At 70.0% G+C, this 9,740-nt stretch carries 10 protein-coding genes and 1 pseudogene; 6 read left to right on the forward strand and 5 right to left on the reverse strand.

What is annotated here, in order from left to right:
• Positions 1 to 50: 50 nt before the first annotated feature.
• Positions 51 to 257, reverse strand: a pseudogene (locus AOK11_RS28965) (hypothetical protein); the annotation flags it as partial.
• A 192-nt stretch (positions 258 to 449) separates the two neighbouring features.
• On the opposite strand from AOK11_RS28965, the gene AOK11_RS28970 reads away from it, so the two are divergent.
• Positions 450 to 1,901, forward strand: a complete 1,452-nt coding sequence (locus AOK11_RS28970; protein WP_055596678.1) for an NCS2 family permease — start codon at positions 450 to 452, stop codon at positions 1,899 to 1,901.
• A gap of 88 nt (positions 1,902 to 1,989) precedes the next feature.
• Here the strand turns inward: AOK11_RS28970 and AOK11_RS28975 are convergent, their stop codons facing one another.
• Positions 1,990 to 2,172, reverse strand: a complete 183-nt coding sequence (locus AOK11_RS28975; RefSeq protein WP_055596685.1) for a hypothetical protein — start codon at positions 2,170 to 2,172, stop codon at positions 1,990 to 1,992.
• Between the two features lie 191 nt (positions 2,173 to 2,363).
• Between AOK11_RS28975 and AOK11_RS28980 the strand changes: the two genes are divergently transcribed.
• On the forward strand, positions 2,364 to 2,801 hold the full coding sequence (locus AOK11_RS28980; RefSeq protein ID WP_055596679.1) for a MarR family winged helix-turn-helix transcriptional regulator: 438 nt from the start codon (positions 2,364 to 2,366) through the stop codon (positions 2,799 to 2,801).
• 32 nt (positions 2,802 to 2,833) lie between these two features.
• Entirely contained in the window at positions 2,834 to 4,261 is a 1,428-nt protein-coding gene (locus tag AOK11_RS28985) for an MFS transporter (RefSeq protein WP_240497529.1), read from the forward strand.
• On the opposite strand, the gene AOK11_RS28990 is transcribed toward AOK11_RS28985, so the two are convergent.
• Positions 4,233 to 4,820: a Uma2 family endonuclease gene (locus tag AOK11_RS28990; RefSeq protein WP_055596680.1), complete on the reverse strand. Its 588-nt coding sequence runs from the start codon at positions 4,818 to 4,820 to the stop codon at positions 4,233 to 4,235. The genes AOK11_RS28985 and AOK11_RS28990 overlap by 29 nt on opposite strands.
• 113 nt (positions 4,821 to 4,933) lie before the next feature.
• Here AOK11_RS28990 and thpR point away from each other — a divergent pair, with 113 nt between their 5' ends.
• Complete coding sequence (thpR, locus tag AOK11_RS28995) at positions 4,934 to 5,506, forward strand: RNA 2',3'-cyclic phosphodiesterase (protein ID WP_055596681.1); 573 nt, start codon at positions 4,934 to 4,936, stop codon at positions 5,504 to 5,506.
• Positions 5,507 to 5,682: 176 nt separating this feature from the next.
• On the opposite strand, the gene AOK11_RS29000 is transcribed toward thpR, so the two are convergent.
• A complete protein-coding gene (locus AOK11_RS29000) occupies positions 5,683 to 6,675 on the reverse strand; it encodes an aldo/keto reductase (RefSeq protein WP_055596682.1) in 993 nt (330 codons plus the stop codon).
• 352 nt (positions 6,676 to 7,027) lie between these two features.
• Between AOK11_RS29000 and AOK11_RS29005 the strand changes: the two genes are divergently transcribed.
• On the forward strand, positions 7,028 to 7,825 hold the full coding sequence (locus AOK11_RS29005) for a hypothetical protein (RefSeq protein WP_079035150.1): 798 nt from the start codon (positions 7,028 to 7,030) through the stop codon (positions 7,823 to 7,825).
• A gap of 212 nt (positions 7,826 to 8,037) precedes the next feature.
• On the opposite strand, the gene AOK11_RS29010 is transcribed toward AOK11_RS29005, so the two are convergent.
• Positions 8,038 to 8,715, reverse strand: coding sequence for a GDSL-type esterase/lipase family protein (locus tag AOK11_RS29010; protein ID WP_055596683.1), 678 nt, complete (start codon positions 8,713 to 8,715; stop codon positions 8,038 to 8,040).
• An 88-nt stretch (positions 8,716 to 8,803) separates the two neighbouring features.
• On the opposite strand from AOK11_RS29010, the gene AOK11_RS29015 reads away from it, so the two are divergent.
• Positions 8,804 to 9,740: hypothetical protein (locus AOK11_RS29015; protein WP_055596684.1), on the forward strand; the 937-nt coding region annotated here is incomplete at its 3' end.

Here is a 9,740-nt window from a genome sequence, read left to right on the forward strand (position 1 = left end):
GTGGACCTGCCTGGCCGGCGGCGGGCTCGGCTTCATCGGCATCTGGTACGTCCGCCGGCCAGGCAGGTCCACAGCCACCAGGTGTGGCCGCGGTCGTCGAACCAGCCGTAGAACGGCAGCTGCACCAGGAAGAGGGCGAACCAGATGATCGTGCCGCCGACGATGGTGGCGACCACGGGGCCCTCGAGGGGCTCCGGTGCCTCGTGCTGGGGGTTCCCCTTGACGATGTCGGAGAGACCCGAGAAGAAAGCGGCCATGCGGACAGCTTACGAGGAGCGGAGGGTGTGACGTTCGCCGCGTCCGCGCCACGCCTCCCTCGCTCGTCTACGCGCGGAGATAGCGGCGGTGTCGTTATATGTTCATACTGAATCTGTTTGTCTCTGGCCGCTTCTGTTCGTAGAAAACACCAAAGGGCTTTCGATAGGGCCCGCCGGTGATGAGGTTTCCGCATGTCCACGTCGGCCCCCGCCAAGGCTCCGATGCCCGATCAGCCGGGGCCCGGCCCCGACTCCGGCGCACTGGACCGTTACTTCAAGATCTCCGAGCGGGGCAGCTCCCTGCCCCGCGAGATCCGTGGCGGATTCGCCACCTTCTTCGCGATGGCCTACATCATCGTGCTGAACCCGATCATCCTGGGCAGCGCGAAGGACATGTACGGCAACCAGCTCGACAACGGTCAGCTGGTCACCGCGACCGCCCTGACGGCGGCGTTCACCACGCTGCTCATGGGCGTCATCGGCAACGTGCCGATCGCACTGGCCGCCGGCCTCGGCGTGAACTCGGTCGTGGCGCTCCAGCTCGCCCCGCGCATGTCCTGGCCGGACGCCATGGGCATGGTGGTGCTGGCCGGTTTCGTCGTCATGCTGCTGGTCGCCACCGGTCTGCGCGAGCGTGTGATGAACGCCGTCCCGCACGGTCTGCGCAAGGCCATCGCCATCGGTATCGGCCTGTTCATCATGCTGATCGGCCTCGTCGACTCCGGTTTCATCTCCCGCATCCCGGACGCCGCGCACACCACCGTGCCGATGCAGCTCGGCAGCAACGGTCACCTCACCGGCTGGCCGGTCCTCGTCTTCATCCTCGGCGCGCTGCTCACCCTCGCGCTGATCGTGCGCAAGGTGCCCGGCGCGATCCTCATCTCGATCGTCGCGATGACCGTTCTCGGCGTGATCATCAACGCCGTGGCCGACATCCCCTCCTGGGGCCTGACGACCCCGACCTGGCCCGGCAACCCGTTCGCCACCCCCGACTTCGGCCTGATCGGCGAGGTCAGCCTGTTCGGCGGTTTCGGCAAGGTCGGCGTGCTGACCGGCGTCCTGTTCGTCTTCACCGTGCTGCTGTCGTGCTTCTTCGACGCGATGGGCACGATCATGGGCATCTCCGACGAGGCCAAGCTGACCGACGGCGAGGGCCAGATGCCCGGCATCAACAAGGTCCTGTTCATCGACGGTGTCGCGGTCGCCGCGGGCGGCGCCAGCTCCGCCTCCGCCACCACCGCCTTCGTGGAGTCCACCGCCGGTGTCGGCGAGGGTGCGCGCACCGGCTTCGCCAACGTCGTCACCGGTGCGCTCTTCGCCGTCGCGCTGTTCCTCACGCCCGTCGCCACCATGGTCCCGTCGCAGGCGGCGACCCCGGCGCTGCTCGCGGTCGGTTTCCTGATCCTGGCGGGCTCGATCAAGGAGATCGACTGGGCGGACTACACCATCGCCATCCCGGCCTTCGTGACCATGGTGATGATGCCGTTCACCTACTCGATCACCAACGGCATCGGCATGGGCTTCATCACCTTCGTGGTGCTGCGCCTGGCGGCCGGGCGCGGCAAGGAGGTGCCGGTGCCGCTGTACGTGGTGTCGGCGGTCTTCGCCTTCTACTACCTGATGCCGGCGCTGGGCCTGACCTGACCCGACCCGGCCTGACCCGACCCGGCCTGATCGGCACCGGCCCGGCGGGAGAGGCGCTACGGCTCGCGGTACGGCTCCGCGCCGCGGCTCAGGTGACGTCGTAGAACTTCTCCGTCTCCTCGACGGCGGTCTGGAACCGCTGGTCGAAGTCATCGCGAATGAGCGTCCGGACGACATAGTCCTGGACGCTCATTCCGCGTTTGGCGGCATGCTGCCGGAGCCGTTCGAGTAGCTCGTGGTTCATGCGCAGGCTGAGTACGTCGGTCCCCATGGGCATGAGCGTTGCCGCACATCCCGGCTCGGCGTGTCCGCATCCACGCCGGGATCACTCATATGAGTGATTCGAGTGAGCGATTCGACCGAACGGTCCCGCGTGTGGGTGGCCGACGTCACGAGCGCCGGTGGAACTTGAGCTCGACCCGAGCAGTCCTTTAGCGAGAGTAATGAGTTAAACTAAATAACATGCCGGACCTCAGCCAGGGTGACGACGAAGCCGCCGTGAACGCCCTTCGATCCGCAGTGATGCGCCTGTCCCGTCGACTCAAGCACCAGCGCGTCGACGAGTCGCTCAGCCCCACCGAGATGTCGGTGCTGGGCACCCTGGCCCGCTGCGGCCGGGCCACCCCGGGCGAGCTCGCCCGCAAGGAACACGTCCAGCCGCCCTCGATGACCCGCATCGTGGCGCTGCTGGAGGCCAAGGAGCTGGTCCGGCTGGAGCCGCACCCGGACGACCGGCGCCAGAAGGTCGTCACGCAGACCGAACAGGCGGAGGCGATGCTCGAGGAGAGCCGCCGCAGACGGAACGCCTTCCTCGCCACCCTGACCGAGCAGCTCGACGAGGACGAGTGGGCGAAGCTCCGTGCCGCCGCCCCCGTCCTGGAGAAGCTCGCACACATCTAGGAAACCCAGTAGCTGTCACCAGGAGGCGAACCTTGAGTACGGGACCCGGAGCAGATTCCGCCCCCGCACCTGACACCCACGACACCCCGACCGACCCCGAGGCGCCGGACCGGGCCACCCGCACGTCCAAGATGTTCTCCTCGCTGAAGGTCAGGAACTACCGCCTGTTCTTCATCGGCCAGGTCGTCTCCAACATCGGCACCTGGATGCAGCGCATCGCCCAGGACTGGCTGGTGCTCACCCTCACCGCCTCCTCGGCCGCCGTCGGCATCACCACGGCCCTGCAGTTCCTGCCGATGCTGCTGTTCGGCCTGTACGGCGGCGTCCTCGTCGACCGCCTGCGCAAGCGCCCCACGCTGCTCGTCACCCAGTCGGCGATGGCCCTCACCTCGCTGGCGCTCGCCGCCCTCACCCTCACCGGACAGGTCGAGGTCTGGCACGTCTACGTCGCCGCCTTCGTCACCGGTCTGGCCACGGTGGTCGACAACCCCGCCCGCCAGTCCTTCGTCGCGGAACTCGTCGGCCCCGGCCAGCTGCAGAACGCGGTCAGCCTGAACTCCGCGAACTTCCAGTCCGCCCGGCTGGTCGGCCCCGCCGTCGCGGGCCTGCTGATCACCGGCGTCGGCACGGGCTGGGCGTTCCTGCTCAACGGCGTCTCCTTCGTCGCGCCGCTGGCCGGCCTGATGATGATGCGGGCCCGCGAACTGCACGCCGTCACGCCGTCCCCGCGCGGCAAGGGACAGCTGCGGGAGGGGCTGCGCTATGTCGCGGGCCGGCCCGAGCTGCTCTGGCCCATCGTCCTGGTGGGGTTCATCGGCACCTTCGCCTTCAACTTCCCCGTTTACCTCTCGGCCTTCGCCGACGACGTCTTCCACGGGGGCGCGGGCGCCTACAGCTTGTTCAACACGCTGATGGCGGTCGGTTCCCTGGCCGGCGCCCTGCTCGCCGCCCGGCGCGGCACGGCCCGGCTGCGGCTGCTGATCCTGGCGGCGGTGGCCTTCGGCGGACTGGAGATCGTGGCGGCCGGGGCACCCACCCTGTGGCTGTTCGCCCTGCTCATGATCCCGATCGGCCTGTTCGCCATGACGGTCAACGTCACCACCAACACCAGCATCCAGATGGCCACCGACCCGGCCGTACGCGGTCGCGTCATGGCCCTGTACATGATGGTCTTCCTCGGCGGCGCGCCCGTCGGCGCCCCGATCGTCGGCTGGATGACCGACACCTACGGCGCCCGGGTGGGCCTGGCGACGGGCGGTGCCGTCGCGGCCCTCGCCGCCGCCGTGATCGGCCTGATCCTGGCCCGCGTCGGCAACCTGCGCCTGACGGTCGGCTGGGGCGGCGGGCATCCGCGGATGCGGTTCGTGCCGCGCATCCCGGGAGGCACCGGTCCGGACGGCATGTCGGTGGCGGCCGTACCGGCGGGGGCGGTCAGTCGCGGGGAAACTCGTCGCTCTTGAGGACGAGGCCGACGACCGTCCCGGTCAGGTCGATCTCCTCACCGAAGCCGAAGCCGACGGTGCCGTGGTAGGTACCGTCCTTCGGCAGGGTGTGCAGGTGCCACTCGCCGGTGTACGGGTCCACGATCAGGTACACCGGCACGCCGGCGGAGGCGTACGTGTCCTTCTTCGGCCCGTAGTCGTTGCCGGCGGTGTCCTTGGAGATCACCTCGGCGATGAACTCGACGTCCTCGTGACGCCAGCGTCCGTGGGCGTCCTCCTGAGCGCCCTCCGCGAGCGCCACCACGTCGGGCGCGAGCCCGTTGAGACGTCCTGGGTAGTCCATGCGGACGTCGGACGTCATACGCCCGCGCGGGTACTTGGCGCGCAGTTGCTCGACGATGTTCAGGATGATGTCCCAGTGAGTGCGGCGCTGTGGCGTCATGAAGATGTGGCCCCCGACGATCTCGGTCTTGTAACCCTCGGGGATGGGCAACTTCTCCAGCCACTCGAACATCGTGTCGAGCGTGAGCTCGTCTCCGGTGTCGGCCATCGCGATCCTGTCTTCGAGGACGGTCATCGTGGCGCTCCTCCCCGGCTGCCGCTCGATGCATGCAGCCGCGCAGTACAACGATACGCACGGTGACCAGGACACCTGCGGGTGTACATGCGTTCCCCGGTAAGACTGGGCACATGAGACTCTTCGCCGCCGTGCTGCCCCCCGAGGACGTGTCCCGTGAGCTTGCCGTCGAGGTCGAGGCGCTGCGGCGGCTGCCCGGTGCGGAGGACCTGCGCTGGACGGGCCGTCCGGGATGGCACCTCACGCTCGCCTTCTACGGCGAGGTCGACGACGATCTCGTACCCGAGCTGACCGCCCGCCTGGAGCGGGCCGGGTCCCGCACCGATTCCTTCCGGCTGGCTCTGAGCGGTGGCGGCCAGTTCGGGCACGGGCGGGCGCTGTGGGCCGGGGCGGACGGTGACCTGCGCACCCTGCGCCTGCTCGCCGAGCGCGCGGAGGCGGCGGGGCGGAAGGCGGGCGTTGACATGGGGGAGCACCGCCGCTACAAGGCCCACCTGTCGCTGGCCCGCAGCCGCACCGGCGTCGACGCGCAGCCGTACCTGCGGGCGCTGGCCGGGTTCCGGAGCCGGGCCTGGACCGTGGGCGAGGCGGCGCTGGTGCGCAGCCACCTTCCGAGGTCGGGTGTACCGGGCGAGCAGCCCCGTTACGAGGTGGTCGCGCGCTGCCCGCTCGGGGCGGCCGGTTAGGCTCGATGGCGTGGACCCGAAAACCCGGAACCGGATCATGGCCGGTGCGCTCGTATTGATGTTCGTCGTGGTGGCCGTGGCGTCGGCGCTCGGTTAGCCGCGACGCCACCGCCGGTCTGCGCTGACGCCGGCCTGCGCCGGCGCCTGTCGTGCCCGGTGCCGGAGCAGGCCGTTTCCTACCAGGCGAAGGCCTCCGGGGACGGCCCCGGGCCCGGGAAGATCTCGTCCAGTGAGGCCAGCAGTTCCTCGCTCAGTTCCAGCTCGACCGCCCGCAGCGCCGATTCCAGCTGCTCGGCGGTGCGCGGACCGACGATCGGGCCGGTCACCCCGGGCCGGGTCAGCAGCCAGGCCAGGGCCGCCTCGCCGGGCTCGATGCCGTGCTTGTCGAGCAGGTCCTCGTACGCCTGGATCCGCGCGCGTGCGGCCGGGTCGGCGAGGGCGTCGGCGGCCCGTCCGGAAGCGCGGCGCCCGCCCTGGACCTCCTTCCTGAGCACACCGCCCAGCAGCCCGCCGTGCAGCGGCGACCAGGGGATGACTCCGAGCCCGTACTCCTGCGCGGCCGGGATGACCTCCATCTCGGCGCGGCGCTCGGCGAGGTTGTAGAGGCACTGCTCGCTGACCAGGCCGATGGTCCCGCCGCGCCGGGCCGCGGTCTCGTTCGCCTGGGCGATCTTGTACCCGGGGAAGTTGGACGACCCCGCGTAGAGGATCTTGCCCTGCTGGACCAGGACGTCGACGGCCTGCCAGATCTCGTCGAACGAGGTGTCGCGGTCGATGTGGTGGAACTGGTACAGGTCGATGTGGTCGGTCCGCAGCCGCTTCAGCGAGGCGTCCACGGCCCGCCGGATGTTCAGGGCGGACAGCTTGTCGTGATTGGGCCACGCCTCGCCGTCGGCGCCCATGTTCCCGTACACCTTGGTGGCGAGCACGACCTTGTCGCGCCGCTCGCCGCCCTGGGCGAACCAGGTGCCGATGATCTCCTCGGTGCGGCCCTTGTTCTCGCCCCAGCCATACACATTGGCGGTGTCGAAGAGGTTGATCCCGGCGTCCAGCGCCGCGTCCATGATGGCGTGGCTGTCGGCCTCGTCGGTCTGCGGACCGAAGTTCATCGTCCCGAGGACGAGTCGGCCGACCTTCAGTCCCGTGCGTCCGAGCTGTGTGTACTTCATGGTTCCCAAGCCAACGGCCTGGAGTGCGCTCCAGGCAAGCGGGGACGGGATCGGTCGCGGGGAAGGCCTGCGGTCGTGACCGTCGGGTCCGCCACCCTGCGGGTCGGGACCAGGGGATCGGGACCAGGGGGTCGCCGAAGTCCACCTTCGTCCGCGTGACGCAAGGCGGCGCGTCGACGAACTGCCGTCCACAGCAGATGTGTTGCCGTGTCGCGGCGCTGTCACGGCGGTGTTCTGAAGGAAAGACGGGCGTGACCTGGGGGCTCCGGGGCTCGTCATAGTCGGCACAGGGCGGGAAACCGGCGGAAACGCCGTCGGCTCTCTCCCGCCCCGCCCTCGGAAGGGACCTCCCATGATGAACCGCCACCTGCGCAAGGCCGTCGTCGCCACCGCCGTGATCACCGCCGGGCTGCTGATGACGGCGTGCCAGAACGACGACGTCGAGGACGGCGCGTCCGGCACGGGCGGAACGGGCGTGGAGGCGTCGGCCGCCGGGAACGCGAAGGGTGTCAGCGGCTCGTTCAAGAACGGGAAGGTCACCTATCTCGCCCCGGGCAAGTACATCGTGTCCGTGCCGGGCAAGGACGACCAGCAGTTCTTCGTCGCCGACGACACCGAGGTCTACGGAGCCGGCACGGTATGCGGCGAGGCGGGGGCCAAGGTGGACGCGCCCTGCACGCTGGACCAGTTGGAGGCGGCCGCCAAGAAGGACGCCGTGGGCGCCGACGTGGAGATGAAGAACGGTGTCGCGACCCTGGTGACCGAGCGGCGTGCCGCCCAGCAGGGCGCCGACTCCGGCTCCGATTCCGACTCGGGCTCCGACTCGGGCTCGGGCTCCGACTCCGGTTCCGGCGAGACCGCCGTCGAGGGCATCGACAAGGGCAAGGGCGTCAACGGAACCTGGTTCGGCAACGTCTCCTACCTGGCGCCGGGCAAGTACACGGTCTCCGACACGAAGGGCATCGAGCAGGCGTTCTTCCTCTCCGAGGAGACCGAGATCTGGGGAGCCGGCGACATCTGCGGTGACGCGGCGGGGCAGAGCGCCACCGAGTGCACCGAGGCCGAACTCGAGAAGGCGGCCAAGAAGGGCGTCGGAGCCGAGGTCACCATCAGCAACGGCATCGCGACCAGGATCACCGAGGACCACTGAGCCGCGGACCGACCGCAGGGCAGGACGCCCCGAAGACGGCCTCCGGAGTCACCCGGAGGCACCTGGTTCCACCTCGGCTCCACCCGGATTCGTCTGGGTCCCTCCGGATCATCTCTGATCGACCCGGATCCGCCCCGATCCCCTGGAACCGCCCAGGGCGGTTCGGAACCACCGGGAACCTCCCGGTCCTTCCGGCCCCTCGGAGTGAGCCCCTACGCCGAGGTGTAGGGCCCGCCCAGTTCCCAGCCCCGGTACAGCGCCTCCGCGAAGGCTTCCGCGATCCTGTGTTCGCCGCTCGCGTTGGGGTGGGTGCCGTCGTAGGTGTCGGTGTGGATGTCGTACGCCGGCGGAAGCGCGGCCAGGAGGACGGGGGAGTCCGGGGTGTCCAGGTCGACGGCCGTCTTCGCCAGGAGGTCGTTGAAGCGGGCGACCTGGGCGGCGAAGTCCGGGTCGGCCTCCGCGCGGATGTTGGGTATCACCGGGAGCAGGACCAGACGCACGCGCCGGTTGGCCGCGCGTGCCGCCGCGACGAAGGCGCGGACGTTGTCCGCGGTCTGTTCGGGGTTCGTGTAGAAGCCGAGGTCGATCAGGCCCAGGGAGACCAGGAGCACGTCGGCGCGCAGGGTCCGGACGGTCTCGCCGATCAGCGGCACCATGTGGTGCCAGCCCTCGCCCCAGCCGGCCAGGTGCCCGCGCGGGAAGTCCGGGTCGGCGTAGGCGTGCGAGGTGGGGGAGTCCGTCTGCGGGTCGTGCAGCGTCTCGCGCGGGCCGACGAGGGTGAAGGGGCCGCCGTACTCCGCGCACAGGTGCTGCCACAGCCGGTAGCGCCAGGTGTGTTCACCCGCGCTCCCGATGGTCATCGAGTCGCCGACGGGCATGAACCTGAGCATCCGGTCATCATCCTGGATCCGCCCCGCCGACGCGATGTGAGCCCGACCACCCGCCGTGAACTGCTGGGCGCAATGGCACTCTTGGGTCATGCGCCGACCCCTCGCCCCGCTCGCCGCGGCCACCGCCCTGTTCGCCGCTCCGGTCCTGCTCGTGGGCGCGCTCGGTGCGCCCGCCGCGGCCGCCGACGGCGACGACGCGGGTGCCGGGAACGACTCCTTCACGATCCAGGACCCGCGGATCACCGAGTCCAGCGGGCTCGCCGCCTCCCGGCTCCACCCGGGCGTCTACTGGACCCACAACGACAGCGACGACGGCGCCTACCTCTACGCCGTCGACAGTGCCACCGGCGAGACCGTCGCCCGGGTGACCTTCACCGGTGTCGGCAGTCCCCGGGACGTCGAGGCGATCTCCGTCGGGCCGGACAACCGGATCTTCATCGGGGACATCGGCGACAACCTCGGCGGCACCTGGCCCCACGTGTGGATCTACGAACTGCCCGAGCCGAAGGAGCTGCGGGACCAGACCGTGCGGGCCACGCAGTACGTCGTCACGTACTCCGACGGGGCCCGCGACGCCGAGTCCCTCGTCGTGCACCCGAAGACCGGACGCGTCTACATCGTCGACAAGAAGGAGGAGGGCGGGCACCTCTACGAGGGGCCCGCCGAACTCTCCGCCTCGGGCGGCAACGTCTTCCGGCCGATCGCCCCCGTCGATCTGTGGGCCACCGACGCCGCCTTCTCGCCCGACGGCCGGCAGCTCGCCGTGCGGTCGTACTTCGGCGGCATCCAGTACGCGTGGGACGACGCGACGGACGGGAAGATCAAGCGCAAGGGGCGGCTCAGCGTGCCGCTCGCGGGGCAGGGCGAGTCCGTCAGCTACTCCGCGGACGGCTCCCGGCTGATGTACGGGAGCGAGGGCGAGCAGAGCCCGGTCGAGTCCCGGGAGGTGCCCGGGGGCGGAGCCGGTGGTGAGGGCGGCGAGTCGTCCGCGGGCGGCGGCTCGGCCGCGGACGACTCGCCGCCCT

This window comes from Streptomyces hirsutus, assembly GCF_001418415.1.
In the GTDB taxonomy this organism is placed as follows: Bacteria; Actinomycetota; Actinomycetes; order Streptomycetales; family Streptomycetaceae; genus Streptomyces; species Streptomyces hirsutus.

Bases quoted from the DNA above. Each gene is read 5' to 3' on its own strand.
- AOK11_RS28980 (WP_055596679.1), top strand. From the start codon at position 2,364: ATGCCGGACCTCAGCCAGGGTGACGACGAAGCCGCCGTGAACGCCCTT.
- AOK11_RS29000 (WP_055596682.1), bottom strand. From the start codon at position 6,675: ATGAAGTACACACAGCTCGGACGCACGGGACTGAAGGTCGGCCGACTC.
- AOK11_RS29010 (WP_055596683.1), bottom strand. From the start codon at position 8,715: ATGCTCAGGTTCATGCCCGTCGGCGACTCGATGACCATCGGGAGCGCG.
- AOK11_RS29005 (WP_079035150.1), top strand. From the start codon at position 7,028: ATGATGAACCGCCACCTGCGCAAGGCCGTCGTCGCCACCGCCGTGATC.
- AOK11_RS28975 (WP_055596685.1), bottom strand. From the start codon at position 2,172: ATGGGGACCGACGTACTCAGCCTGCGCATGAACCACGAGCTACTCGAA.
- AOK11_RS28970 (WP_055596678.1), top strand. From the start codon at position 450: ATGTCCACGTCGGCCCCCGCCAAGGCTCCGATGCCCGATCAGCCGGGG.
- AOK11_RS28990 (WP_055596680.1), bottom strand. From the start codon at position 4,820: ATGACCGTCCTCGAAGACAGGATCGCGATGGCCGACACCGGAGACGAG.
- thpR (WP_055596681.1), top strand. From the start codon at position 4,934: ATGAGACTCTTCGCCGCCGTGCTGCCCCCCGAGGACGTGTCCCGTGAG.